This is a genomic window from Pseudomonas sp. NPDC089401 (assembly GCF_044749485.1).
GTDB lineage: Bacteria > Pseudomonadota > Gammaproteobacteria > Pseudomonadales > Pseudomonadaceae > Aquipseudomonas.
The window spans coordinates 525,758-551,066 of record NZ_JBIVIA010000004.1 but is presented as its reverse complement, the minus strand read 5'-3'; the positions used below and the strand labels follow the sequence as shown (position 1 = coordinate 551,066).

19 protein-coding genes are annotated in these 25,309 nt (G+C 64.6%); 14 read left to right on the top strand and 5 right to left on the bottom strand.

Annotation, left to right across the window (positions count from 1 at the left end):
* Positions 1–126: 126 nt before the first annotated feature.
* The 5 genes from ACIP21_RS12890 to gcvP all read left to right on the top strand — a co-directional run bounded on the left by ACIP21_RS12890 (position 127) and on the right by gcvP (position 7,621).
* Positions 127–1,128, top strand: a complete 1,002-nt coding sequence (locus ACIP21_RS12890; protein ID WP_400687901.1) for an extracellular solute-binding protein — start codon at positions 127–129, stop codon at positions 1,126–1,128.
* A 162-nt stretch (positions 1,129–1,290) separates the two neighbouring features.
* On the top strand, positions 1,291–2,913 hold the full coding sequence (locus ACIP21_RS12885; RefSeq protein WP_400687899.1) for an ABC transporter permease: 1,623 nt from the start codon (positions 1,291–1,293) through the stop codon (positions 2,911–2,913).
* A gap of 123 nt (positions 2,914–3,036) precedes the next feature.
* Entirely contained in the window at positions 3,037–4,119 is a 1,083-nt protein-coding gene (gcvT, locus tag ACIP21_RS12880; protein WP_400687897.1) for a glycine cleavage system aminomethyltransferase GcvT, read from the top strand.
* Positions 4,120–4,167: 48 nt separating this feature from the next.
* A complete protein-coding gene (gene gcvH / locus ACIP21_RS12875; RefSeq protein WP_400687895.1) occupies positions 4,168–4,551 on the top strand; it encodes a glycine cleavage system protein GcvH in 384 nt (127 codons plus the stop codon).
* A 196-nt stretch (positions 4,552–4,747) separates the two neighbouring features.
* Positions 4,748–7,621 carry an aminomethyl-transferring glycine dehydrogenase gene (gene gcvP, locus ACIP21_RS12870; RefSeq protein WP_400687893.1) on the top strand — a complete coding sequence of 958 codons (2,874 nt, stop codon included), beginning with the start codon at positions 4,748–4,750 and terminating at the stop codon, positions 7,619–7,621.
* Positions 7,622–7,757: 136 nt separating this feature from the next.
* Here the strand turns inward: gcvP and ACIP21_RS12865 are convergent, their stop codons facing one another.
* From ACIP21_RS12865 to ACIP21_RS12855, 3 genes are all read right to left on the bottom strand, one after another.
* Positions 7,758–8,072: a DUF2388 domain-containing protein gene (locus tag ACIP21_RS12865; RefSeq protein WP_400687891.1), complete on the bottom strand. Its 315-nt coding sequence runs from the start codon at positions 8,070–8,072 to the stop codon at positions 7,758–7,760.
* Positions 8,073–8,160: 88 nt separating this feature from the next.
* Entirely contained in the window at positions 8,161–9,843 is a 1,683-nt protein-coding gene (locus ACIP21_RS12860; protein ID WP_400687889.1) for a GspE/PulE family protein, read from the bottom strand.
* Between the two features lie 204 nt (positions 9,844–10,047).
* On the bottom strand, positions 10,048–11,415 hold the full coding sequence (locus ACIP21_RS12855) for a CYTH domain-containing protein (protein ID WP_400687887.1): 1,368 nt from the start codon (positions 11,413–11,415) through the stop codon (positions 10,048–10,050).
* 114 nt (positions 11,416–11,529) lie between these two features.
* Here ACIP21_RS12855 and argE point away from each other — a divergent pair, with 114 nt between their 5' ends.
* On the top strand, positions 11,530–12,672 hold the full coding sequence (gene argE / locus ACIP21_RS12850) for an acetylornithine deacetylase (protein ID WP_400687885.1): 1,143 nt from the start codon (positions 11,530–11,532) through the stop codon (positions 12,670–12,672).
* Positions 12,673–12,797: 125 nt separating this feature from the next.
* Positions 12,798–14,096 carry an amino-acid N-acetyltransferase gene (argA, locus tag ACIP21_RS12845; RefSeq protein ID WP_400687883.1) on the top strand — a complete coding sequence of 433 codons (1,299 nt, stop codon included), beginning with the start codon at positions 12,798–12,800 and terminating at the stop codon, positions 14,094–14,096.
* Between the two features lie 151 nt (positions 14,097–14,247).
* Here the strand turns inward: argA and ACIP21_RS12840 are convergent, their stop codons facing one another.
* Positions 14,248–15,624 (bottom strand): glutamine synthetase family protein, encoded by a 1,377-nt coding sequence (locus tag ACIP21_RS12840; protein WP_110734219.1) that lies wholly within the window; start codon positions 15,622–15,624, stop codon positions 14,248–14,250.
* Between the two features lie 573 nt (positions 15,625–16,197).
* Between ACIP21_RS12840 and ACIP21_RS12835 the strand changes: the two genes are divergently transcribed.
* The 7 genes from ACIP21_RS12835 (at position 16,198) to ACIP21_RS12805 (ending at position 24,519) form a co-directional block, all read left to right on the top strand.
* Entirely contained in the window at positions 16,198–17,556 is a 1,359-nt protein-coding gene (locus tag ACIP21_RS12835) for a glutamine synthetase family protein (protein ID WP_400687881.1), read from the top strand.
* Between the two features lie 46 nt (positions 17,557–17,602).
* Positions 17,603–18,979, top strand: a complete 1,377-nt coding sequence (locus ACIP21_RS12830) for an aspartate aminotransferase family protein (protein ID WP_400687879.1) — start codon at positions 17,603–17,605, stop codon at positions 18,977–18,979.
* Between the two features lie 168 nt (positions 18,980–19,147).
* Complete coding sequence (locus tag ACIP21_RS12825; protein ID WP_400687877.1) at positions 19,148–20,245, top strand: polyamine ABC transporter substrate-binding protein; 1,098 nt, start codon at positions 19,148–19,150, stop codon at positions 20,243–20,245.
* 158 nt (positions 20,246–20,403) lie between these two features.
* A complete protein-coding gene (locus ACIP21_RS12820; RefSeq protein WP_400687875.1) occupies positions 20,404–21,498 on the top strand; it encodes a polyamine ABC transporter substrate-binding protein in 1,095 nt (364 codons plus the stop codon).
* A 71-nt stretch (positions 21,499–21,569) separates the two neighbouring features.
* Positions 21,570–22,712 (top strand): polyamine ABC transporter ATP-binding protein, encoded by a 1,143-nt coding sequence (potA, locus tag ACIP21_RS12815; RefSeq protein ID WP_400687873.1) that lies wholly within the window; start codon positions 21,570–21,572, stop codon positions 22,710–22,712.
* Positions 22,709–23,629 (top strand): ABC transporter permease subunit, encoded by a 921-nt coding sequence (locus tag ACIP21_RS12810; RefSeq protein WP_400687871.1) that lies wholly within the window; start codon positions 22,709–22,711, stop codon positions 23,627–23,629. The genes potA and ACIP21_RS12810 overlap by 4 nt, the downstream gene beginning before the upstream one ends.
* Complete coding sequence (locus tag ACIP21_RS12805; protein ID WP_400687869.1) at positions 23,626–24,519, top strand: ABC transporter permease subunit; 894 nt, start codon at positions 23,626–23,628, stop codon at positions 24,517–24,519. Before ACIP21_RS12810 ends, ACIP21_RS12805 begins: the two co-directional genes overlap by 4 nt.
* A 154-nt stretch (positions 24,520–24,673) precedes the next feature.
* Here the strand turns inward: ACIP21_RS12805 and ACIP21_RS12800 are convergent, their stop codons facing one another.
* Complete coding sequence (locus ACIP21_RS12800) at positions 24,674–25,129, bottom strand: REP-associated tyrosine transposase (RefSeq protein ID WP_400687867.1); 456 nt, start codon at positions 25,127–25,129, stop codon at positions 24,674–24,676.
* Positions 25,130–25,309: the final 180 nt, after the last annotated feature.

Genomic DNA, 25,309 nt, shown 5'->3' with positions numbered 1-25,309 from the left:
CGGCCTTGCGTCGCGAAAGGGGCGCAAAGCGCCCCCCTGCAACATCCGGTAACTCCTCGGATGATGAGCTGAAAAATGGGATTCACTACCATTTGCGCCTCTCATACCGTCCGAGGAGTGCATTCCATGTTGCCACGCAAGCCCCTACTGGCCGCCCTGGCCCTGACCCTGCTGGGTGGCACCGCCCAGGCGGCGGATGAAGTGGTGGTGTACTCCTCGCGCATCGACGAACTGATCAAGCCGGTGTTCGACGCCTACACCGCCAAGACCGGGGTCAAGATCAAGTTCATCACCGACAAGGAAGCGCCGCTGATGCAGCGCATCAAGGCCGAGGGCGAGAACGGCGTGGCCGACCTGCTGCTCACCGTCGATGCCGGCAACCTCTGGCAGGCCGAGCAGATGGGCATCCTGCAGCCGATCCAGTCGGCCACCATCGACCAGAACATCCCGCCGCAATACCGCGCCTCATCCCATGACTGGACCGGCCTGAGCCTGCGCGCAAGGACCATCGTCTACTCCACCGAGCGGGTCAAGCCGGCCGAACTGACCACCTACGAAGCCCTCGCCGACCCGCAATGGGAAGGCCGCCTGTGCCTGCGCACGGCGAAGAAGGTGTACAACCAGTCGCTGACCGCCACGCTGATCGAGAACCACGGCGAGGCCAAGGCCGAGCAGATCGTCAAAGGCTGGGTCAACAACCTGTCCACCGACGTGTTCTCCGACGACAACGCGGTGATTCATGCCATCGAGGCGGGGCAGTGCGATGTCGGGGTGGTCAACACCTACTACTACGGCCGCCTGCATGCACAGAACCCCAAGCTGCCAGTGAAGCTGTTCTGGCCCAACCAGGGGGACCGTGGCGTGCACGTGAACCTGTCGGGTATCGGCCTGACCAAGCACGCCCCGCACCCGGAGGCGGCGAAGAAGCTGGTGGAGTGGATGACCGGCGAGGAGGCGCAGAAGCTGTTCGCCGACATCAACCAGGAGTTCCCGGCCAATCCGAAGGTCAAGCCGTCTGAAGAGGTGGCGGCGTGGGGCAGCTTCAAGGCCGACGGAATCCCGGTGGAAGTGGCCGGCAAGCGCCAGGCCGAGGCCATTCGCCTGATGGATCGGGCTGGCTGGAACTAAACTGCCAGGCATGACCTTTCCGGGGCCCGTGAGGGCCCTTTCGCGGGTAAACCCGCTCCCACAGGAATACCACCTCCCTCCAGAGTGGCAGCAAACCCTGTGGGAGCGGGTTTACCCGCGAACGACCGCAACGCGGTCGCCTTCTCCACCGAGACCCGAACCTTGCCCCACACCCTCCAACGCCGCTGGTACCTCCCGGTCACCCTGACCGCCGCCCTGGTGCTCCTGCCCCTGAGCGTGCTGCTGCTGTCCTGGCAGTCGCTCGACCTGCAGATCTGGTCGCACCTGCTCGACACCCAGATGGGCCGCCTGCTGGGCAATACCGTGACACTGGTGATCGGCGTGGGCATCGGCGTGACCCTGCTCGGCGTCAGCCTGGCCTGGCTCACCAGCCTCTGTGAGTTCCCTGGCCGGCGCTGGCTCGACTGGGCACTGATGCTGCCCTTCGCCATCCCCGCCTACGTGCTGGCGTTCGTCTTCGTCGGCCTGCTGGACTTCGCCGGCCCGGTGCAAAGCGCCCTGCGCGAGGCGTTCGGGCCCATGCGCCTGCCACGGGTGCGCTCCACCGGCGGGGTGATCGTCGTCCTGGTGCTGGTGTTCTACCCCTACGTCTACCTGCTGGCGCGCACCGCCTTCCTGGCCCAGGGCAAGGGCCTGATGGAGGCGGCGCGGGTGCTCGGCCTGTCGCCGCTGCAAGCCTTCTGGCGAGTGGCCCTGCCCATGGCGCGGCCGGCGATCGGTGCCGGCATCGCCCTGGCGCTGATGGAAACCCTGGCCGATTTCGGCGCGGTGGCGGTGTTCAACTTCGACACCTTCACCACGGCCATCTACAAGACCTGGTACGGCTTCTTCAGCCTGTCCAGCGCAGCCCAGCTCGCCAGCTTGCTGCTGCTGGCGGTGATGCTGGTGCTGTACGGCGAGCGCCGCGCCCGTGGTGCGACGCGCAGCGGCAACGAGCGCCCGCGTGGGCAGGCGCTGTACCACCTGCGGGGTATCAAGGCAGTGCTGGCCAGTGGCTGGTGCCTGCTGGTGTTCGCCTGCGCCTTCGTCATCCCGCTGTTGCAGCTGCTGGTCTGGTGCTGGCAGCGCGGTCGGCATGACCTGGACGAGCGCTATGTCGGCCTGGTGCTGCACACCCTGTACCTGGGCGGCATGGCCGCGCTGATCACCGTATGCGTGGCGCTGCTGCTGGCGTTCGCCCGGCGCCAGGCACCGAGCGCCGGTATCCGCGCCGGGGTCGGCCTGGCCAACCTGGGCTACGCGTTGCCGGGCTCGGTGCTGGCGGTGTCGATCATGCTGGCGTTCAGCTACCTGGACAACCAGCTGGTGATCCCGCTCTCCACCTGGCTTGGCGGTGCCGGCAAGCCGCTGCTGCTGGGCAGCCTGGCGGCCTTGCTGCTGGCGTATCTGGTGCGCTTCATCGCCGTTGCCTACGGGCCGCTGGAGAGCAGCCTGGCGCGCATCCGCCCGTCGCTGCCGGAGGCATCGCGCAGCCTGGGCGTGGGTGGCACGCGTTTGTTTTTCAGGGTGTATCTGCCGCTGCTGGTGCCCGGTGCACTGAGTGCCGCGCTGCTGGTGTTCGTCGATGTGCTCAAGGAAATGCCCGCCACCTTGCTGATGCGCCCGTTCGGCTGGGACACCCTGGCGGTGCGGGTGTTCGAGATGACCAGCGAAGGCGAGTGGGCACGGGCCTCGCTACCGGCGTTGTCGCTGGTGCTGGTCGGCCTGTTGCCGGTCATCGGCCTGATCCGCCGTTCCGCCCGTCGTCCAGGTCACAGTCACTAAGGATGCCAGCTTGCGCCCTTGCGGCTACAATGCGCGGCATTCGCGCGACGGGTCCTACAAGAAGAGCTGACGATCAAACGTCATCGACCGCCGCCGCTTCGCCACGCCCGGAAGGAGAAACCCATGGGACAGCGCACGCTTTTGTTCGACCTGCACCTGGCGCTGGGCGCCAAGACGGTCGATTTCGGTGGCTGGGACATGCCGCTGCACTATGGTTCGCAGGTCGAGGAGCACCACCAGGTGCGCAGCGACTGCGGCGTCTTCGATGTTTCCCACATGACGGTCATCGATATCGCCGGCAGCGACGCCACCGCCTGGCTGCAACGCCTGCTGGCCAACGACGTGGCCCGCCTCGACGCCGTCGGCAAGGCCCTGTACAGCCCGTTGCTCAATGAACAGGGCGGGGTGCTCGACGACCTGCTGGTCTATCGCACCGAGGCGGGCTACCGCCTTGTCACCAATGCCGCCACGCGGGCCAAGGTGCTCGATTGGCTTCAGGCCCAGCGTGCCGGCTTCAGCGTGGCCTTCGAGGCCCGGCCGGACCTCGCCATTCTCGCCATCCAGGGCCCGCAGGCCCGCGACAAGGTCGCCGCCCTGCTCAGCCCCGCCCGCGCGGCCCTGATCCGCGAGCTGCACCCGTTCGAGGGCATCGCCGAAGGCGACTGGTTCATCGCCCGCACCGGCTACACCGGTGAGGACGGCCTGGAGATCATCCTGCCCGGCGACCAGGCCGTGGCCTTCTACAACGACCTGGTCGGCGCCGGCATCGCCCCGAGCGGTCTGGGCGCGCGTGACACCCTGCGCCTGGAGGCCGGCATGAACCTGTACGGCCAGGACATCGACGAAGACCACACCCCGCTGACCTCCAACCTGGGCTGGTGCATCGCCTGGGAACCGGCCGCGCGCAACTTCATCGGCCGCGCCGCGCTGCTGGCGGAGATCGAACAGGGCGTGCAGGGCAAACTGGTCGGCCTGGTGCTGGAAGAACGCGGTGTTTTGCGGGCCCACCAGGTGGTTCGTGTCGCCGGGATTGGCGAAGGGGAGATCACCAGTGGTAGTTTCTCGCCTACGCTGAGCAAATCCATCGCCCTGGCGCGCGTGCCCATGGCCACCGGAGACCGTGCCGAAGTCGAGATTCGCGGCAAGTGGTACCCGGTGCGGGTGGTCAAACCGACCTTCGTGCGCCATGGCAAGATTCTGATCTGAACATTCAACGGCGGGCCGAACCGCTGACCCAAACGAGGAATTCAAGACATGAGCAATATCCCCGCCGATCTGCGTTTTGCCGAAAGCCATGAGTGGGCACGCCTGGAAGCCGACGGCACGGTGACCGTGGGCATCAGCGACCACGCCCAGCAAGCCCTGGGTGACGTGGTGTTCGTCGAGCTGGCCGAAGTCGGCAAGGTATTCGGCGCTGGCGACGCGGCTGGCGTGGTCGAGTCGGTCAAGGCCGCTTCCGACATCTACGCCCCGGTCGGTGGCGAAGTGATCGCCGTCAACGAAGAGCTGGCCGACAGCCCGGAGCTGCTCAACGAAGAACCTTACGAGTCGTGGATCTTCAAGCTCAAGCCAAGCAACCCGGCCGAGCTGGACAAGCTGCTGGATGCGGCGGCTTACAAAGCCGCTATCGGCGAGTAACACCGCGTCGCCTGCTTCGCGGCTAAAGCCGCTCCTACAGGTACAGCGCAGCCTTCGAGGTCGGTGCGATCCCCTGTAGGAGCGGCTTTAGCCGCGAAGAGGCCGGTACCGGCAACACAAGAATCCCCGCAGAATCGGCAATCCTTCCTAGACTTATAAGTCTCCATGAGACCTGGTCCAGGAAGAGAGCGTCGTCATGTCCCAATCGCCATCCCTGCATCAACTGCGAGACCCCAACCCGTTCCTGCGCCGCCACCTGGGCCCCGATGCCACGGAGCAGCAGGCCATGCTCGCCACCCTTGGCCTGAAGACCCGCAGCGAGCTGATCGAGCAGACCGTCCCGCCCGGCATCCGTTTCAACCGCGCCCTCGACCTGCCCCCGGCCCTGGATGAACAGGCCGCGCTGGCCAGGCTCGCCGGCTACGCCGCGCAGAACCAGGTCTGGACCAGCCTGATCGGCATGGGTTACCACGGTACCCTCACGCCCACCGTGATCCTGCGCAACGTCCTGGAAAACCCCGGCTGGTACACCGCCTACACGCCCTATCAACCCGAGATCGCCCAAGGCCGCCTGGAAGCGCTGCTGAACTTCCAGCAGATGGTCATCGACCTCACCGGCCTGGCCCTGGCCAACGCCTCGTTGCTCGACGAAGCCACCGCCGCCGCCGAGGCCATGGCCTTGGCCAAGCGGGTGGCGCGCAACAAGAGCAACGCCTTCTTCGCCGATGAACACTGCCACCCGCAAACCCTGTCGGTGCTCAAGACGCGCGCCGAAGGCTTCGGCTTCCAGCTAATCGTCGACTCTGTGGATAACATGGCCAGGCACCAGGTCTTCGGTGCCTTGCTGCAGTACCCGGACACCCACGGCGAGGTGCGCGACCTGCGCCCGCTGATCGACCAGCTGCACAGCCAGCAGGCCCTGGCCTGCGTCGCCGCCGACCTGCTCAGCCTGGTGGTGCTGGCGCCGCCGGGCGAGCTGGGCGCCGACGTGGTGCTGGGCTCGACCCAGCGCTTCGGCGTGCCCATGGGCTACGGCGGACCGCACGCGGCCTACTTCGCCTGCCGCGACGACTACAAGCGGGCCATGCCCGGGCGCATCATCGGCGTATCCCGCGATGCCCGTGGCAACACCGCGCTGCGCATGGCCCTGCAGACCCGCGAGCAACACATCCGCCGCGAGAAGGCCAACTCCAACATCTGCACCGCCCAGGTGCTGCTGGCCAACATCGCCGGTTTCTACGCGGTGTACCACGGCCCCGAGGGCCTGCGACGCATTGCCCAGCGCGTCCACCGGCTGACCTTCGTGCTGGCCGCAGGCCTGGAGGCCAAGGGCCTCAAGCGCCTCAACCAGCACTTCTTCGACACCCTGACCCTGGACGTGGGCGGTGCCCAGGCAGCGATCATCGAAAGCGCCGAAGCCGCGCACATCAACCTGCGCATCCTCGGCCGCGGCCACTTGGGCGTGAGCCTGGACGAGACCTGCAACGAAGCCACCGTGCTGCGCCTGCTGGACATCTTTCTCGGCGTCGACCACGGCCTCGACATCGCCACCCTCGATCAGTTGGCGCACCCTGAGGGCATCCCCGCCGCGCTGGTGCGGCGCACGCCGTTCCTCGAGCACCCGGTGTTCAACCTGCACCACAGCGAAACCGAGATGCTGCGCTACCTCAAGCAGCTGGAAAACAAGGACCTGGCGCTGAACCAGTCGATGATCCCGCTCGGCTCCTGCACCATGAAGCTCAATGCCAGCAGCGAGATGATCCCCATCACCTGGCCCGGCTTCGCCCAGTTGCACCCCTTCGCCCCGGCAGCGCAGGTGACTGGCTACAAGGCGATGATCGACGAGCTGGAAAGCTGGTTGTGCGCGATCACCGGCTTCGACGCCATCTGCATGCAGCCCAATTCCGGAGCCCAGGGCGAGTATGCCGGGCTGATGGCGATCACCCATTATCACCGCAGCCGCCACCAGCCTCGGCGCACCCGGTGCCTGATCCCGTCATCGGCCCACGGCACCAACCCGGCCTCGGCGCAGATGGCTGGCATGGAGGTGGTGATCGTCGACTGCGACGATGACGGCAACGTCGACCTCGACGACCTCAAGGCCAAGGCCAGTGCGGCCGGCGACACGCTGTCGTGCCTGATGATCACCTACCCCTCGACCCATGGCGTGTACGAAGAGGGCATCCGCGAAATCTGCGAGGTGGTGCACCAGCACGGTGGCCAGGTGTACATGGACGGCGCCAACCTCAACGCCCAGGTCGGCCTGGCGCGGCCGGCGGACATCGGCGCCGACGTGTCGCACATGAACCTGCACAAGACCTTTTGCATTCCCCACGGCGGCGGCGGCCCGGGCATGGGGCCGATCGGTATCCGCGCCCACCTCAAGCCGTTCGTCGCCAGCCACCCGGTGGTGCCGGTGCCGGGGCTCGAGCCGAACAACAGCGCGGTCAGCGCCGCACCCTGGGGCAGCGCGAGCATCCTGCCGATCAGTTGGATGTACATCGCCATGATGGGGCCGCAACTGGCCGATGCCAGCGAGGTGGCGATCCTCTCGGCGAACTACCTGGCCAGCCAGCTCGAAGGTGCCTTCCCGGTGTTGTATCGCGGGCGCAACCAGCGCGTGGCGCACGAATGCATTCTTGATTTGCGCCCGCTGAAGGCACTCACCGGCATCAGCGAGGAGGACGTCGCCAAGCGCCTGATGGACTATGGCTTCCACGCCCCGACCATGTCGTTCCCGGTGCCCGGGACCTTGATGGTGGAGCCGACCGAGAGCGAGTCGAAGGCCGAGCTGGACCGCTTCGTCGAGGCGATGCTGGCGATTCGCGCGGAGATCGGCGAGGTGCAGGAGGGTAACTGGCCGGCGGAGGACAACCCGCTCAAGCATGCGCCGCATACCCTGGCGGACGTGCTGGCGCCGTGGAGCCGGCCTTACAGCCTGGAACAGGCGGTGGCGCCCAGTGCCCATGTGCGTCAGCACAAGTACTGGCCAGCGGTGAACCGGGTCGACAACGTGTATGGGGACAGGAACCTGTTCTGTGCCTGTGTGCCGGTGGAGGCTTATCGGTAAGGCTGGGGAGCGGTGTTGGATTCTTCGCGGGTAAACCCGCTCCCACAGGGGCGGGACGCACAGTCCTTAGTGTTGTGCGGTCCGTGTGGGAGCGGGTTCATCGGACCGCCGCACCGCCGCGAAGCAGGCGACGCGGTTATTCGTCTACCGCGTTCTTGGCCAGGATGGCATTGGCCAGTTCCATGTCCGACGCCTGCATCCCCGGGTTCTCAGCGCGCACCTGGTGCAGCGCCGCCTCGAGGAACGGCCCGCGGACAGCGCCGTCGCTGGCCACGAAGCTGCCCGCGTCGTCCTGCGCGGCGATCACCAGCTTGTGATCGTGGGAGGTGATGTAGCTCGACGCCGTGGTCGCGCCGGAGGTCATGACATTACGCCAGAAGGTATCGGCCATGGCAGATCCAACGGGTAGCGAAAGCAGGGCTGCGGCTGCGATGGCGGTTTTGAGACGCATGATGAAACACCTCGACGGGTGAGTGTTGATGGTGCCCGCTTTGATTGTGGATAACCGGCGTAAGTTCCTTGAATACAAGGGCTTTTCGTCAGGAACATACCCGTAGAACCTCTTCCGGGCGAGTCATTCCACGCGCCACTTTTGCCTCTCCGCATCGGCGCAGGCTGTGCAATCCTTCCGCTAGCGCCTGGCGTTGCAGGCTGGCCAGATCCGCCCCGCTGCCGATCCTCGCGCGCAGGGCATCGCTGGGCACCAGCAACTCGAACAGACCGGTACGGCCGTGAAAGCCGGTGCCCCTGCAAAGCGGGCAAGCCTGGCCAGCCGGCAGGGCATCGCCCTGGCATTCCCGGCACAGCAGGCGCACCAGGCGCTGGGCCATGACCCCGGCCAGGGTGGCGCGGATCAGGTAGTCGGCCACCCCCAGCTCCTGCAGGCGGGTGATGGCGCCGACGCTGTCGTTGGTGTGCAGGGTCGACAGCACCAGGTGCCCGGTGAGCGCCGCCTGCACGGCGACCAGCGCGGTCTCGCGGTCGCGAATCTCGCCGATCATGATGATGTCCGGGTCCTGGCGCAGCAGGGCCCGCACGCCACTGGCAAAACCCAGCTCCAGGGCGGGTTGGACCTGGAGCTGGTTGAAGGCCGGTTCCAGGCGTTCGATCGGGTCTTCGATGGTGCACAGGTTGACCTCGGGCGTGGCCAGTTGCTTGAGGCTGGCGTAGAGCGTGCTGGTCTTGCCCGAGCCGGTGGGGCCGGTGACCAGCAGGATGCCCTGGCGGCGCTGCAGCAAGGCCAGCCATTGCCGCAGTTGTTCGCGCTCCAGGCCAAGCTGGTCGAAGTCCTCCTGCACCTGCTGCGGGTCGAACAGCCGTAGCACCAGCTTTTCGCCGAAGGGCGTCGGCAGGGTCGACAGGCGCAGCTCCACGTCGCCGCCACTGGGCAGGCGGCTGTTCACCCGGCCATCCTGCGGCCGGCGTTTTTCCGCCACGTCCATGCGGCCCAGGTGCTTCAGGCGGCTGACCACGGCCAGGGTCACGCTGGCGGGGAAGCTGTAGACGGTGTGCAGCAGGCCGTCGATGCGGTAGCGCAGGCGGCCCACCTCGCGGCGCGGCTCCAGGTGGATGTCGCTGGCGCGTTGTTCGATGGCGTACTGCAGCAGCCAATCGACGATGTGCACGATATGGGCGTCGTCAGCCGTGGCCTCGGCCTGGCGCTTGCCCAGCTCCAGCAACTGCTCCAGTTCGCCCAGGCGGGTCGATTGCTGGTGCTGCGCGCCCTGTACCGAGTGGGCCAGGCGGGACATGGACTGGCCCAGCTGGCGGATCTGCAGCGGGCTGGCCAGCACTCGACGGACCGGCTTGCCCAGGCTGCGGGCGAGGTCGGCCTGCCAGTGCTGCTGGTAGGGCTGGGCGCTGGCGACGGTGATGGCGTCGCTGTCGTTGGCGACGATGAGGATGCCGTGGCGCTGGGCGAAGGCCGGGGAGATCAGGCCGTTGACCTGGGCCAGGTCGAAATGCAGAGGGTCGATGCGCAGGTAGGGCTGGCCGACCTTGCTGGCCAGCCATTGGCACAGGGCGTCCAGGTGCAGGCGCTGGCCGGGCTGGCGGCGGTCTTCCAGGCCCAGGGCGGCGATGGCTTCGAGGGGATGATGGGTGGCGTAGCGCGCGGCCTGTTCGCGGACCTGGTTGGCGTCGCTGGCAGCCAGGTGCTGGTCGGCCTGCAGGGCGTCGAGCAGGTGGGTGAGGTCGAGGGAATGGTCGTCGGGGGTGTGCATGGGTGGCTTCCGTGCCGGGACTTTGAGGTCTGGGCAAGGCTAGCCGGGTTGTGAGGGGTGAAGAGTGGGGAAGCGTTTCGGGATTTTGCGCTGCCTGTGCCGGCCTCTTCGCGGGCAAGCCCGCTCCCACAGGTACACCACAGCATTCGAGCCTGGTGTGATCCCTGTAGGAGCGGGTTTACCCGCGAAGCAAGCGACTCGATGTCAAGCCTTGAGCAGATGCTTCCAGCCGCGGCTCTGATCGATAGCCCGAGCCTGCTCGATCCGTGCTTCCAGCACTTCATCGCTGATCGGCAGTTCCGCCAGCTCATGCAGCTTGCGCAGGTCGCCGTACAGGCGGTCCATCTGCGGCGCCTCGAGCACCTGGCGCGCATGGTGCAGCCAGGCCAGCAACTGCTCGATGCGCGGCAGCTGCTCGGCCAGGTCTTCCGGGCGCTGGGCATAGAGTGGCAACTTCAGCGCACGGCCTTCCTCGCCCAACAGGTGCGCCACGCAGCTGGCCAGCTGCGCCTTGCCCTGGCGCTCGCCGCGGCCCTTGCGCTCCACGGTCCAGGCACGGGCCAGCAGCCAGCGCGAGGTTTCCAGGGAGAACTGGCCCCAGCGCACATCCTCGAGTTCTTCGATGAACTGCTCGGGCGCGGCGCGGCGGATGTCTTCGTCGTCGTTGCCGGCCTGTACCAGCGGGCGCCAGTCTTCCAGCAGGGCGTCGAGGCTGGCGCGCAGCTCGCGGGTGGTGGGGCGCGGCGCGGCCTGGCCGAGGCTTGCGACCAGGGCGCGCAGTTCGGCCAGGCACTGTACCCAGTCCTGCAGCAGGCGCCAGTGGCCATTGTGGCGATACTGCTCGGCCAGGCGCTGGCTGCTGCCCAGCAGCTGCCAGGCGAGGGCGGCGAAGGCGTCGTCCAGGGCCATTTCGGCGTCCAGCTCGGTGCCTGGCAGGCCCAGCTCGTAGCTGTCCGGCTCCAGCAGGCGGTAGCCGCGCTCGGCCTTGCTGATATCGCACGGCATCAGCGGCAGGCTGGCGGCCAGCTCGGCGGCCAGTTCCAGCAACGCCTCAGGGGCGCCTTCGCGCAGCTCCAGCTCCAGTTCGCAGATTTCTTCCTTCTGCTTGCCGGCGATCACGAAGCCCTGGTCCAGCGCGGCCTCGATCACCACCTTGCTCTTGCCACGGCCCCAGGCGATTTCGGCGAACTCGCGGGTGAAGTCGGTGGTGAACAGCGGCTTGATGGTCTTCTTGTCCAGGTCGGCCAGTTGCTCCGGCCAGCAGGTGGCGTCGAGCTTTTTCAGGTCGAGCTTGACCTTGTCCAGGTTCCATTCGAATTCGTTGCGCTCGGACAGGCCGGCAACGCTCTGGCCCCGGCACTTGAGGGTCTGGATGATGGCGTCGCCATCACGGCGCAGGCGCAGGGCGACACGGGCGGCGGACAGCTCGCGCGCCGGGGTGTCGAAGTACTGGTTGAGCAGCTCGCGAGTCTGCCAGCCGGACTTGTTGCGCTTTTTCAGCAAGGGGTGCTCGCGCAGGGCGGCCAGTGTTTCGCGGCTGGCGCGGAGCTTGAGTTCGGTTTCTTTGTGCATCGCAGGCTCGAAGAGGGGCGTGATTCCCCGGGAGTTTACAGGAGTCGGCCGGCAACGGTTTATTCCAGACGGCGGATGGTCCTATGATGGGCAACGCTTCCGAGGAGTACGCGCATGCCGTTGCCGACGCTGAAAGACCAGTTTGCCGCCTTGATCGCCGCGCCTTCGGTCAGTTGCACCCAACCGTCGCTGGACCAGTCCAACCGCCAGGTCATCGACCTGCTGGCCGGCTGGCTGGGCGACCTGGGCTTCCATTGCGACATCCAGCAGGTCAGCCCCGGCAAGTTCAACCTGCTGGCCAGCCGTGGCACGGGCCCTGGCGGCCTGGTGCTGGCCGGCCACAGCGACACCGTGCCCTACGACGAACAGTTGTGGTCCAGTGACCCGCTCAAGCTGACCGAGGTCGACGGCCGCTGGGTAGGCCTGGGCAGCTGTGACATGAAGGGCTTCTTCGCGCTGATCATCGAAGCGCTGATCCCGTTGCTCGAGCACGATTTCAAGCAGCCGCTGCTGATCCTCGCCACCTGCGACGAGGAAAGCTCCATGTCCGGCGCCCGCGCCCTGGCCGAAGCCGGCCAGCCGCTCGGCCGCGCCGCGGTGATCGGCGAGCCTACGGGCCTGCGGCCGATCCGCATGCACAAGGGCATCCTCATGGACCGCATCGACATCCTCGGCCGCAGCGGCCATTCGTCGGACCCGAGCCTGGGCCACAGCGCCATGGAGGCCATGCACGAGGTGATGGGCGAGCTGATGGGCCTGCGCCGGCAATGGCAGGAAACCTACCGCAACCCGCAGTTCAGCGTGCCCACGCCGACGATGAACTTCGGCTGCATCCACGGTGGCGACAACCCCAACCGCATCTGCGGCCAGTGCGCCCTGGAATTCGACCTGCGCCCGCTGCCGGGCATGGACGTCGAGCAGCTGCGCGAGGCCATTCGCGGCAAGCTGCAACCGGTGGCCGAGCGCCACGAGGTGCGCATCGACTATGCGCCGCTGTTCCCCGAAGTGCCGCCATTCGAGCAGGCCGCCGATGCCGAGCTGGTGCAGGTGGCCGAACGGCTCACCGGGCATCGCGCCGAAGCGGTGGCGTTCGGCACCGAAGCGCCTTATCTTCAGCAGCTGGGTTGCCAGACCATCGTCATGGGCCCTGGCGACATCGCCTGCGCCCACCAGCCCGGCGAATACCTTGAAATGTCACGCATCGAGCCTACCGTGCGTCTATTGCGTGACCTGATCCGGCACTATTGCCTTACCTAAACGTCAATCGAGCTGATTCGTTCTTGCCTAGAGGAGACCGCGCGTGACCGCAAGCCTGTTCCGACGATGATCCTGAACGCCATGTAACCCACCGTTCTCCGTCCACTTTATCCACAGGCCCTGTCATGCCCGATTACGTCAACTGGCTGCGTCATGCCTCCCCGTACATCAATGCCCATCGCGACTGCACCTTCGTGGTCATGCTCCCCGGCGATGGCGTGGAACACCCGAATTTCGGCAACATCGTCCACGACCTGGTGCTGCTGCACAGCCTTGGCGTGCGCCTGGTGCTGGTACACGGTTCGCGCCCACAGATCGAAAGCCGCCTGGCCGCTCGCGGCCTGACCCCGCACTACCACCGCAGCCTGCGCATCACCGATGCGGCCACCCTGGACTGCGTGATCGATGCCGTCGGCGCCCTGCGCCTTGCCATCGAGGCGCGCCTGTCGATGGACATCGCCGCTTCGCCGATGCAGGGCTCGCGCCTGCGCGTGGCCTGCGGCAACCTGGTCACCGCGCGGCCGATCGGCGTGCTCGAAGGGGTGGATTACCACCACACCGGCGAAGTGCGGCGCATCGACCGCAAGGGCATCAGCCGCCTGCTCGACGAGCGCTCCATCGTGCTGCTGTCGCCGCTGGGCTACTCGCCGACCGGTGAAATCTTCAACCTGGCCTGCGAAGACGTGGCCACCCGCGCCGCCATCGAGCTGGGCGCCGACAAGCTGCTGCTGTTCGGCGCCGAACCGGGCTTGCTGGACGAAAACGGCAAGCTGGTGCGCGAACTGCGCCCGCAACAGATCGCCCCGCACCTGGCGCGCCTGGGCAGCGATTACCAGGGCGAGCTGCTGGACGCCGCCGCCGAGGCCTGCAAGGGCGGCGTGGCGCGCAGTCATATCGTCAGCTATGCCGAGGATGGCGCGCTGCTGACCGAGCTGTTCACCCGTGGCGGTGGCGGCACGCTGGTCTCCCAGGAGCAGTTCGAGGTGGTGCGCGAGGCGACCATCGAAGACGTCGGTGGCTTGCTGGAGCTGATCAGCCCGCTGGAAGAGCAGGGCATCCTGGTGCGCCGTTCGCGGGAGGTGCTTGAGCGGGAGATCGAGCAGTTCAGCGTGGTCGAGCGCGAGGGCATGATCATCGCCTGTGCGGCGCTGTACCCGATCGCCGACTCCCAGGCCGGTGAGCTGGCGTGCCTGGCGGTGAACCCGGAGTACCGCCATGGCGGGCGCGGGGATGAGTTGCTGGAGCGGATCGAAGGGCGGGCGCGGCAGTTGGGGTTGAATACCTTGTTCGTGCTCACCACGCGCACGGCGCACTGGTTCCGCGAGCGCGGCTTTGCGCCTAGCGGCGTCGAGCGGCTGCCGGCGGCGCGGGCATCGCTGTACAACTACCAGCGCAATTCGAAGATCTTCGAGAAATCCCTGTAAGCCTGCACCGGCCTCTTCGCGGGTGAACCCGCTCCCACAGGGACCGCACAAGCCTTGTGGCTGGCGCTATACCTGTGGGAGCGGGTTTACCCGCGAAGCAGGCGACGCAGTACCCAATGAAAAACGCCGCCCTCAGGGGCGGCGTCTTTGTTTACACGGTATGCAGGTACCAGTTGTACTCGAGGTCGGAGATCGAGTGCTCGAACTCCTCCAGCTCGCTCTCCTTGCACGCGACGAAGATGTCGATGTACTTCGGATCGATGTACTTGTTGAGGATCTCGCTGTCGTCCAGCTCGCGCAGGGCATCGCGCAGGTTGTTCGGCAGGCTCTGCTCCAGCTGCTCGTAGGAGTTGCCTTCGATCGGCTCGCCCGGCTCGATCTTGTTGGTCAGGCCATGGTGCACGCCTGCCAGCACGGCCGCCATCATCAGGTACGGGTTGGCGTCGGCACCGGCCACACGGTGTTCGATGCGCACGGCGTCCGGCGAGCCGGTCGGCACGCGCAGGGCCACGGTGCGGTTGTCCAGGCCCCAGCTCGGCGCGTTCGGCACGTAGAACTGGGCGCCGAAGCGGCGGTACGAGTTGACGTTCGGGCAGAGGAACGCCATGGACGCGGGCAGGGTCTCGAGCACACCGCCGACAGCGTGACGTAGCGCGGCGTTCTGCTCGGGATCCTCGCTGGTGAAGATGTTGTTGCCATCTTTGTCCAGCACGGAGATGTGAACGTGCAGGCCGTTGCCTGCCTGGCCCGGGTAGGGCTTGGCCATGAAGGTGGTGTCCATTTCATGGTCGTAGGCGATGTTCTTGATCAACCGCTTGAGCAGCACCGCGTAGTCACAGGCCTTGAGCGGGTCGGCGACGTGGTGCAGGTTGACTTCGAACTGTGCCGGGGCGCTTTCCTTGACGATGGCGTCGGCCGGAATACCCTGCTCCTTGGCACCTTCGAGGATGTCCTGGAGGCAGTCGGCGTATTCGTCGAGGTCGTCGATCAGGTACACCTGGGTCGACTGTGGGCGCTTGCCCGAGATCGGCGAGCGTGGCGGCTGCGGGCGGCCGTTCACGTTTTCCTGGTCGATCAGGTAGAACTCGAGCTCGAACGCGGCGCAGATGGTCAGGCCCATGTCGGTGAACTTGCTCACCACCTGGCGCAGCACTTCACGCGGGTCGGCGAAGAACGGCTCGCCTTCGATCTCGTGCATGGTCATCAGCAGTTGCGCGGTCGGGCGCTTCTGCCAGGGTTCGTTGGAGAGGGTGCCGGGGATCGGGTAGCAGATGCGGTCCGCATCGCCGATGTCCAGGCCCAGCCCGGTGCTTTCGACGGTGGAACCGTTGATGTCCAGGGCGAAGAGGGAGGCCGGCAGGTTGATGCCTTTCTCGTAAACCTTGTGGAGGCTGGTGCGCTCTATGCGTTTGCCACGCACCACACCATTCATATCTGCAATCAGAAGGTCAACGTAGAGAACCTCAGGATGTTCCTTAAGGAACGCGTTCGCTTCGTTAAGCTGAACGGCACGCGGGGGTACCGACATGATGCAACACCTTTGTTGTTAAAAATATCAATCAAGGGGGGCTTGCAGGACCAGTCAATCGAAAAGACAAACTGATGTCAAGCCAACCCCATGATGCCCTGAAATGGCACATCGACGGCAGATTTGCTGCATATGAGGGCGCGCCATTATCCGCTATTTCCTTCGTCGGCGGCTATCTCCGACATGCCGTGTTTTATTTTTTACGGAGGTGTTGTGTAAAAAAATGAACAAGGCTAAGCTCGGACTCAACCCAGAACACAATAATACGAGGGTCACATGGTCCGCTTGTCGCGACCTGAACGCGCTGCCTGCGCAGTGCAGTCGGGTATCCCTGCCGTTCCCGCACGCATCCGTCAAGCGGTGGCCTGCATGGCCGCAATAATTGACGCTTTGCGCCCCTGGACCCCACCTCGTAACGCTTTTTCGTTGCTCTTCCTGTCTATCTGCCCTTCGAAACCGCTGCGGACACGCTCATTTCCAGTGTATCCACGGTGCGCCTGCGCGTGTGTTTTGCTTTAGCAATGTACTCCATCCAGAATCAGGGCGCGGATAACCTTACCTCCTGAGGTATTTATGAGTAACAACCTCGACCAGCTCACCGATTGGTTGAAAGAGCACAAGATCACCGAAGTCGAATGCCTGATCAGCGACCTGACCGGCATCACCCGCGGCAAGATCTCGCCAACCAACAAGTTCATCGCCGAAAAAGGCATGCGCCTGCCCGAGAGCGTGCTGCTGCAGACCGTGACCGGCGACTATGTCGACGATGACATCTATTACGACCTGCTCGACCCGGCCGACATCGACATGATCTGCCGTCCCGACCAGGACGCCGTGTTCCTCGTGCCCTGGGCCATCGAACCGACCGCCCAGGTGATCCACGACACCTACGACAAGAAGGGCAACCCGGTCGAGCTGTCGCCGCGCAACGTCCTGAAAAAGGTGCTCCAGCTCTACGCCGACAAAGGCTGGCAGCCGATCGTCGCGCCGGAGATGGAGTTCTACCTGACCAAGCGCAGCGAAGACCCGGACTTCCCGCTGCAACCACCGGTGGGCCGTTCCGGCCGCCCGGAAACCGGCCGCCAGTCGTTTTCCATCGAGGCCGCCAACGAATTCGACCCGCTGTTCGAGGACGTCTATGACTGGTGCGAACTGCAGCGCCTGGACCTCGACACGCTGATCCACGAAGACGGCACGGCGCAGATGGAAATCAACTTCCGTCACGGCGACGCGCTGCACCTGGCCGACCAGATCCTGGTGTTCAAGCGCACCATGCGCGAGGCCGCGCTCAAGCACAACGTGGCCGCCACCTTCATGGCCAAGCCGATGACCGGCGAGCCGGGCAGTGCCATGCACCTGCACCAGAGCGTGGTCGACGTGGCCACCGGCAAGAACATCTTCAGCAACGCCGACGGCAGCATGAGCGAGCTGTTCCTGCACCACATCGGTGGCCTGCAGAAGTTCATCCCCGAGGCGCTGCCGCTGTTCGCCCCCAACGTCAACTCGTTCCGCCGCTTCCTGCCCGACACCTCGGCGCCGGTGAACGTCGAGTGGGGCGAGGAAAACCGCACCGTCGGCCTGCGTGTACCGGATGCCGGCCCGCAGAACCGCCGGGTCGAGAACCGCCTGCCGGGCGCCGACGCGAATCCCTACCTGGCCATCGCCGCCAGCCTGCTGTGCGGGTACATCGGCATGGTCGAGGGCATCGAGGCCAGCGCGCCGGTCCAGGGCCGCGGCTACGAGCGGCGCAACCTGCGCCTGCCGCTGACCATCGAGGACGCCCTGGAGCGCATGGAAATCAGCCGTGCGCTGGTGCAGTACCTGGGCAAGAAGTTCATCACCGGCTACGTCGCCACCAAGCGTGCCGAGCACGAGAACTTCAAGCGCGTCATCAGCTCCTGGGAACGTGAATTCCTGCTGTTCGCTGTCTGATCAACCCTGAGGCCGCCTGTGCGGCCGCCGGAAAATGGAGAGGCACATGAGCGTCAACAACCCGCAAACCCGTGAATGGCAAACCCAGGCTTGGCGCAAAATGAGCAGCGAGCATCACCTTGCACCCTTCAGTGACTACAAGCAGTTGAAGGAGAAGGGGCCGCGCATCATCACCAAGGCGCAGGGTGTGCATTTGTGGGACAGCGAGGGGCACAAGATCCTCGACGGCATGGCCGGCCTGTGGTGCGTGGCGGTCGGCTACGGCCGTGAAGAACTGGTGCAGGCGGCAGAAAAGCAGATGCGCGAGCTGCCGTACTACAACCTGTTCTTCCAGACCGCCCACCCGCCAGCCCTGGAGCTGGCCAAGGCGATCACCGACGTGGCCCCCGAAGGCATGACCCATGTGTTCTTCACCGGCTCCGGCTCCGAAGGCAACGACACCGTGCTGCGCATGGTCCGCCACTACTGGGCGCTGAAGGGCAAGCCGCACAAGCAGACCATCATCGGCCGCATCAACGGCTACCACGGCTCCACCGTCGCCGGTGCAAGCCTGGGCGGCATGAGCGGCATGCACGAGCAGGGCGGCCTGCCGATCCCGGGCATCGTGCACATCCCGCAGCCGTACTGGTTCGGCGAAGGCGGCGAGATGAACCCGGATGAGTTCGGCGTGTGGGCGGCCGAGCAGCTGGAGAAGAAAATTCTCGAAGTCGGCGAGGACAACGTCGCCGCCTTCATCGCCGAGCCGATCCAGGGCGCGGGCGGCGTGATCATCCCGCCGGAAACCTACTGGCCGAAGGTCAAGGAGATCCTCGCCAAGTACGACATCCTGTTCGTCGCCGACGAGGTGATCTGCGGTTTCGGCCGCACCGGCGAGTGGTTCGGTTCCGACTACTACGACCTCAAGCCCGACCTGATGACCATCGCCAAGGGCCTGACCTCCGGCTACATCCCCATGGGCGGTGTGATCGTGCGTGACACGGTGGCCAGGGTGCTCAGCGAAGGCGGCGACTTCAACCATGGCTTCACCTATTCCGGCCACCCGGTGGCGGCCGCCGTGGGCCTGGAAAACCTGCGCATCCTGCGCGACGAGCACATCGTCGAGAAGGCCCGCACGGAAGTGGCACCCTACTTGCAAAAGCGACTGCGTGAGCTGCAGGACCATCCGCTGGTGGGCGAGGTGCGCGGCCTGGGCCTGCTTGGCGCGATCGAGCTGGTCAAGGACAAGGCGACCCGCAGCCGTTACGAAGGCAAGGGCGTGGGCATGGTGTGCCGCAACTTCTGCTTTGAAAACGGCCTGATCATGCGCGCGGTAGGCGACACCATGATCATCGCCCCGCCGTTGGTGATCAGCCATGCCGAGGTGGACGAACTGGTGGAAAAAGCGCGCAAATGCCTGGATTTGACCCTGGAGGCGATCCGATAACCACCTGCTAGGCTAGCGATGTGACATTAAGTCGTTACAAGGCCCTGCTTTCCTTGAAACAGAGCCTTGTAACTTGCCAGACTAGCGGCTGTTTCAGTGGCCGCGCGCTCTGCACCATGGGTCCTGGCTTCTGGACAGTTGCTAAATAAAAAATCTGGAGCATTACGCATGAATAAAATGGGCAAGACGTTGCTGGCCGCAGCCCTGATGGGGACCATGGCTACCGCTGTTCAGGCTGAAGACAAGGTGTTGAACGTCTACAACTGGTCGGACTACATCGCCCCGGACACCATCGCCAAGTTCGAGAAGCAGACCGGTATCAAGGTCAAGTACGACGTCTTCGACAGCAACGAAACCCTGGAGGCCAAGCTGCTGGCCGGCAAGTCGGGCTACGACGTGGTCGTGCCGTCGAACAACTTCCTGGCCAAGCAGATCAAGGCCGGTGTCTACGAGGAGCTGGACCGCTCCAAGCTGAGCAACTGGAAGAACCTCGACAAGGACCTGCTCAAGGCCGTTGGCGATGCCAGCGACAAGGACAACCAGCACGCCTTCCCGTACATGTGGGGCTCGATCGGCATCGGCTACAACCCGGAGAAGGTCAAGGCCGCGCTGGGCGTGGACAAGATCGACTCGTGGGACGTGGTGTTCAAGCCTGAGAACATCGCCAAGCTCAAGAGCTGCGGCGTGAGCTTCCTGGATGCACCGACCGAGATGATCCCGGCCGCGCTGCACTACCTGGGCAAGCCGACCAACAGCACCACCAAGGAAGACATCAAGGCCGCCGAGGACCTGTTCCTCAAGATCCGTCCTTCGATCACCTACTTCCACTCGTCCAAGTACATCGGCGACATGGCCAACGGCAACATCTGCGTGGCCGTCGGCTACTCGGGTGACCTGGAGCAGTCCAAGGCCCGCGCCCACGAAGCGGGCGACAAGGTGAAAGTCGACTACATCATTCCGAAAGAGGGTGCCGGTACCTTCTACGACATGGTCGCCATCCCCAAGGATGCCGAGCACAAGGATGCCGCCTACCAGTTCATGAACTTCCTGCTGCAGCCGGAAATCATGGCCGAGATCACCAATGCCGTGCGCTTCCCGAACGGCAACGAGGCCGCTACCCCATTGGTCGACAAGGACATCACCAGCGACCCGAGCATCTATCCGCCAGCTGACGTGAAGAAACAACTGTACGCGATCGCAGCGCCAGAAGCTGCCGCCCAGCGTCTGATCACCCGCAGCTGGACCAAGATCAAGTCGGGCAAGTAAGCCCGATGCGGAGCCTCTGGGCCGGGGTTTCCCGGCCTGGAGGCAGTGAAAGGCAATTGATGATTGCGGCATCGAAGCTGCGAAGGTAAGTTGCGCGCCGGTTTTGCGTGTGCGGCAGCATTGTCGCTACCCAGGCACTGATTGTGAGGACCACCCACTTGTCTATTTCCGTATTACGCAAGGCCTTGATGGCTGGAGCGGGCCTGACGCTGGCATGCAGCGTCCAAGCGGCGCCTACGGTGCACTTCTACAACTGGTCGGACTATATCGGCCCGAACACCCTCGCCGACTTCGAGAAAACCACGGGCATCAAGCCCGTGCAGGACGTGTTCGACTCCAACGAAACCCTGGAAGGCAAACTGCTGGCCGGCAACACCGGCTATGACGTGGTGGTGCCGTCCAACCATTTCCTCGGCAAGCAGATCAAGGCGGGCGCGTTCCAGAAGCTCGACAAGGCCCTGCTGCCCAATTATTCCAACCTCGACCCGGCCCTGATGAAGCGCCTGGAAAAGAACGACCCAGGCAACCAGTACGCCGTACCCTACCTGTGGGGCACCAACGGCATCGGCTACAACGTCGACAAGGTCAAGGCCACCCTGGGCGTGGACAAGATCGACTCCTGGGCCGTGCTGTTCGAGCCCGAGAACATGAAGAAGCTCTCCAAGTGCGGTGTGGCCTTCCTCGACTCGGCGGACGAAATGCTCCCGGCGGTGCTCAACTACATGGGCCTGAGCCCCAACAGCACCGACCCCAAGGACTACGCCAAGGCCGAGCAGAAGCTGCTGGCGGTACGCCCGTACGTGACCTACTTCCACTCGTCCAAGTACATCACCGACCTGGCCAACGGCGACATCTGCGTCGCGGCAGGTTTCTCGGGCGACGTGTTCCAGGCCAAGGCCCGCGCCGAAGAGGCGAAGAAGGGCGTGAACCTGGCCTACGCCATTCCCAAGGAAGGCGGCAACCTCTGGTTCGACGTGCTGGCGATCCCCAAGGATGCCAAGAACGTCAAGGAGGCCCATGCCTTCATAAACTATTTGCTGAAACCTGAGGTTATCGCCCAGGTCAGTGATTACGTCGGTTACGCCAACCCGAACCCCAAGGCTGGCGACCTGATGGACCAGGCCGTGAGGACTGACGCCGCGGTTTATCCACCGCAGGAAGTGCTGGACAAGATGTTCGTGAACGCAGAGCTGCCCCCCAAGGTGCAGCGTCTGATGACCCGCAGCTGGACCAAGGTCAAGTCGGGCAAGTAATCATCCAGACCCGCCGCGGCTCCTGCAGAACAGGCCGCGCGGGCACAAAAATCTTGTTGGGAGTTTCACTCATGGCAGTTGCCTCCGGTGCCTATAAGAAAGCCCTCGAGGGTGGCCAGCAACCCAAGCAGGTGCTGGTCAAGATCGACCGGGTCACGAAAAAGTTCGACGAAACGGTAGCCGTGGACGATGTGTCCCTGGAAATCCGTAAAGGCGAGATCTTCGCCTTGCTGGGTGGCTCCGGTTCCGGCAAATCGACCCTGCTGCGGATGCTCGCCGGTTTCGAGCGTCCCACCGAAGGGCGGATTTTCCTCGATGGCGTCGACATCACCGACATGCCGCCCTACGAGCGGCCGATCAACATGATGTTCCAGTCCTACGCGCTGTTCCCGCACATGACCGTGGCGCAGAACATCGCCTTCGGCCTGCAGCAGGACAAGATGCCCAAGGCCGAGATCGACGCCCGCGTGGCCGAGATGCTCAAGCTGGTGCACATGAGCCAGTACGCCAAGCGCAAGCCGCACCAGCTCTCCGGTGGCCAGCGCCAGCGGGTGGCGCTGGCCCGTTCCCTGGCCAAGCGCCCCAAGCTGCTGCTGCTCGACGAGCCGATGGGCGCGCTGGACAAGAAGCTGCGCTCGCAGATGCAGCTGGAGCTGGTGGAGATCATCGAGCGCGTGGGCGTGACCTGCGTGATGGTGACCCACGACCAGGAAGAGGCCATGACCATGGCCCAGCGCATCGCCATCATGCACCTGGGCTGGATCGCCCAGATCGGCTCGCCGGTGGACATCTACGAGACCCCGACCAGCCGCCTGGTGTGCGAGTTCATCGGCAACGTCAACCTGTTCGAAGGTGAGGTGGTCGACGACGCCGAAGGCCACGCGATCATTGCCAGCCCGGAGCTGGAGCGCAAGATCTACGTCGGCCACGGCATCACCACCTCGGTGGAAGACAAGCACATCACCTACGCCCTGCGCCCGGAAAAGATGCTGGTCACCACCCAGCAACCGACCTGCGAGCACAACTGGTCGCGCGGCAAGGTCCACGACATCGCCTACCTGGGTGGCCACTCGGTGTTCTACGTCGAGCTGCCGAGCGGCAAGATCGTCCAGTCGTTCGTCGCCAACGCCGAGCGCCAGGGCACGCGCCCGACCTGGGGCGATGAAGTGTTCGTGTGGTGGGAAGACGACAGCGGCGTGGTACTGCGGTCATGAAGGTGCGCAAGCTCAAGCGAGCCTTCCAGCGCCTGGTCCCGGAGGGGCGGCACGTGGTGATCGGGGTTCCGTTCATCTGGCTGTTCCTGTTCTTCATGCTGCCGTTCTTCATCGTGCTGAAGATCAGCTTTGCCGAAGCCGACGTGGCGATCCCGCCGTACACCGAGATCTACAGCTACGTCGAAGACAAGATCCAGCTGGTGCTGAACCTGGCCAACTATGGCCTGCTGACCGAGGATGAGCTGTACATCTCGGCCTACCTGGGCTCGCTGAAGATGGCCTTCTTCAGCACCCTGCTGTGCCTGCTGATCGGCTACCCGATGGCCTACGCCATCGCCAACGCCAAGAAGGAGACCCAGACGGTCCTGCTGCTGCTGATCATGATGCCGACCTGGACCGCGATCCTGATCCGCGTCTATGCCTGGATGGGCATCCTCAGCAACAACGGGCTGCTCAACGGCTTCCTGATGTGGACCGGGCTGATCGACCAGCCGCTGCAGATCCTCAATACCAACCTGGCGGTGTACATCGGCGTGGTCTATTCGTACCTGCCGTTCATGATCCTGCCGCTGTTCGCCAACCTGGTGAAGCATGACCCTTCGTTGCTGGAGGCGGCTTCCGACCTGGGTTCGAGCACCTTCAACAGCTTCTGGAAGATCACCGTGCCGCTGTCGAAGAACGGCATCATCGCCGGCTGCATGCTGGTGTTCATCCCGGTGGTGGGCGAGTTCGTGATTCCTGAACTGCTTGGCGGCCCGGAAACCCTGATGATCGGTAAAGTGCTGTGGCAGGAATTCTTCAACAACCGTGACTGGCCGGTGGCATCCGCCCTGGCAGTGGTGATGCTGGCGATCCTGATCGTACCGATCCTGCTGTTCAACCGCAGCCAGGCCAAAGAGATGGAGGGCCGCGCATGAAACGCTTCAGTTTCTCCAAGCTGATGCTGGTGCTCGGCTTGCTGTTCATCTACCTGCCGATGCTGATCCTGGTGATCTACTCGTTCAACGCCTCGAAGCTGGTGACGGTGTGGGGCGGCTGGTCGGTGAAGTGGTACGTCGGCCTGCTCGACAACACCCAGCTGATGGGTTCGGTGATGCGCTCGCTGGAAATCGCCTGCTACACGGCGGTGGCTGCGGTGGCGCTGGGTACCCTGGCGGCCTTCGTGCTGACCCGGGTCACCCGCTTCAAGGGCCGCACGCTGTTCGGTGGCCTGGTCACCGCGCCGCTGGTGATGCCCGAAGTGATCACCGGCCTGTCGCTGCTGCTGCTGTTCGTGGCCATGGCGCAGATGATCGGCTGGCCGCAGGAGCGCGGCATCGTCACCATCTGGATCGCCCACACCACGTTCTGTGCGGCCTATGTGGCGGTAGTGGTGTCGGCACGCCTGCGCGAGCTGGACCTGTCGATCGAGGAAGCGGCGATGGACCTGGGCGCCAAGCCGTGGAAGGTGTTCTTCCTGATCACCATCCCGATGATCGCGCCGTCGCTGGCGGCGGGCGGCATGATGTCGTTCGCTCTGTCGCTGGATGACCTGGTGCTGGCGAGCTTCGTCTCCGGCCCGGGTTCGACCACGCTGCCGATGGAAGTGTTCTCGGCCGTGCGCCTGGGCGTGAAGCCAGAGATCAACGCCGTGGCCAGCCTGATCCTGCTGTCGGTGTCGCTGGTGACCTTCTTTGTCTGGTTCTTCAGCCGCCGTGCCGAAGAGCGTCGCCGCAAGGCGATCCAGCAGGCAATCGAAGAAGGCGCGGCAGCCAATGCCTCGCAGCCGCAGGTCAAGCGGCCGAGCCAGGTGGCAGCGTCCGCCTGACCTGGCCTCTTCGCGGCTAAAGCCGCTCCCACAGGGAGTATCACTGCCTTCAGGCTTGTGGTGATCCCTGAGGGAGCACAGGGAATATCACTGCCTTCAGGCCTGTGGTGATCCCTGTGGGAGCGGGTTTACCCGCGAAGGCCCCAGCACCGGTTCAAAGCCAGACCGCATCCCAATGTGGGTAATCCCGAACACTCTTGACCAACCCGGCCCTCAAGGGATTGGCAACGATGTACCGGGCCACATGTGCCACACTTTCTTCCCGCCGCAGTGCCCGGTCCTGATACCCAGCTTGCCAAACTGGATCTTGCTCGACTCCCGCCTGATGCAGAACCAGGCTGGATCTGGATTTGAATCTGCGCATCAGGGTTCCCAGCGTCGTTCCTTTCAACTCGATCAACCAGTGCAGGTGGTCCGGCATCAACACCCAGGCCAGTGACCGGCAGTCGTGGTCCTGTTCTGATTGGCGCAACTGTCGGATCACCAACCGAGCATGGTGGAAATCATGGAACAGAGGTTTGCGCTGGTGAGTCACGGTGGTCAGCAAGTAGAGCCTGCCGAGTTCCGAATAGCGACCACGGCGCAGCAGGTGAGATTGGGCGCGAGGCATCGAGATCATCCTTGAAAGCAGATGGCCTCTCAAAGGTAGTGGTTGTGCTGCAGGCCCCTTGAAGTTGTTGGTTTCAAAGCATTTCGGTGGCTGTGCCGGCCCTTTCGCGGGTAAACCCGCTCCCACAGGTACTGCATCTGGCTTGAGACCTGCGCGATCCCTGTGGGAGCGGGTTTATCG

Excerpts from the sequence above, each read along its gene's own strand:
- ACIP21_RS12890 (WP_400687901.1), top strand. The coding sequence starts at position 127 with ATGTTGCCACGCAAGCCCCTACTGGCCGCCCTGGCCCTGACCCTGCTG.
- gcvT (WP_400687897.1), top strand. The coding sequence starts at position 3,037 with ATGGGACAGCGCACGCTTTTGTTCGACCTGCACCTGGCGCTGGGCGCC.
- gcvH (WP_400687895.1), top strand. The coding sequence starts at position 4,168 with ATGAGCAATATCCCCGCCGATCTGCGTTTTGCCGAAAGCCATGAGTGG.
- gcvP (WP_400687893.1), top strand. The coding sequence starts at position 4,748 with ATGTCCCAATCGCCATCCCTGCATCAACTGCGAGACCCCAACCCGTTC.
- ACIP21_RS12865 (WP_400687891.1), bottom strand. The coding sequence starts at position 8,072 with ATGCGTCTCAAAACCGCCATCGCAGCCGCAGCCCTGCTTTCGCTACCC.
- ACIP21_RS12860 (WP_400687889.1), bottom strand. The coding sequence starts at position 9,843 with ATGCACACCCCCGACGACCATTCCCTCGACCTCACCCACCTGCTCGAC.
- ACIP21_RS12855 (WP_400687887.1), bottom strand. The coding sequence starts at position 11,415 with ATGCACAAAGAAACCGAACTCAAGCTCCGCGCCAGCCGCGAAACACTG.
- argE (WP_400687885.1), top strand. The coding sequence starts at position 11,530 with ATGCCGTTGCCGACGCTGAAAGACCAGTTTGCCGCCTTGATCGCCGCG.
- argA (WP_400687883.1), top strand. The coding sequence starts at position 12,798 with ATGCCCGATTACGTCAACTGGCTGCGTCATGCCTCCCCGTACATCAAT.
- ACIP21_RS12840 (WP_110734219.1), bottom strand. The coding sequence starts at position 15,624 with ATGTCGGTACCCCCGCGTGCCGTTCAGCTTAACGAAGCGAACGCGTTC.
- ACIP21_RS12835 (WP_400687881.1), top strand. The coding sequence starts at position 16,198 with ATGAGTAACAACCTCGACCAGCTCACCGATTGGTTGAAAGAGCACAAG.
- ACIP21_RS12830 (WP_400687879.1), top strand. The coding sequence starts at position 17,603 with ATGAGCGTCAACAACCCGCAAACCCGTGAATGGCAAACCCAGGCTTGG.
- ACIP21_RS12825 (WP_400687877.1), top strand. The coding sequence starts at position 19,148 with ATGAATAAAATGGGCAAGACGTTGCTGGCCGCAGCCCTGATGGGGACC.
- potA (WP_400687873.1), top strand. The coding sequence starts at position 21,570 with ATGGCAGTTGCCTCCGGTGCCTATAAGAAAGCCCTCGAGGGTGGCCAG.
- ACIP21_RS12810 (WP_400687871.1), top strand. The coding sequence starts at position 22,709 with ATGAAGGTGCGCAAGCTCAAGCGAGCCTTCCAGCGCCTGGTCCCGGAG.
- ACIP21_RS12805 (WP_400687869.1), top strand. The coding sequence starts at position 23,626 with ATGAAACGCTTCAGTTTCTCCAAGCTGATGCTGGTGCTCGGCTTGCTG.
- ACIP21_RS12800 (WP_400687867.1), bottom strand. The coding sequence starts at position 25,129 with ATGCCTCGCGCCCAATCTCACCTGCTGCGCCGTGGTCGCTATTCGGAA.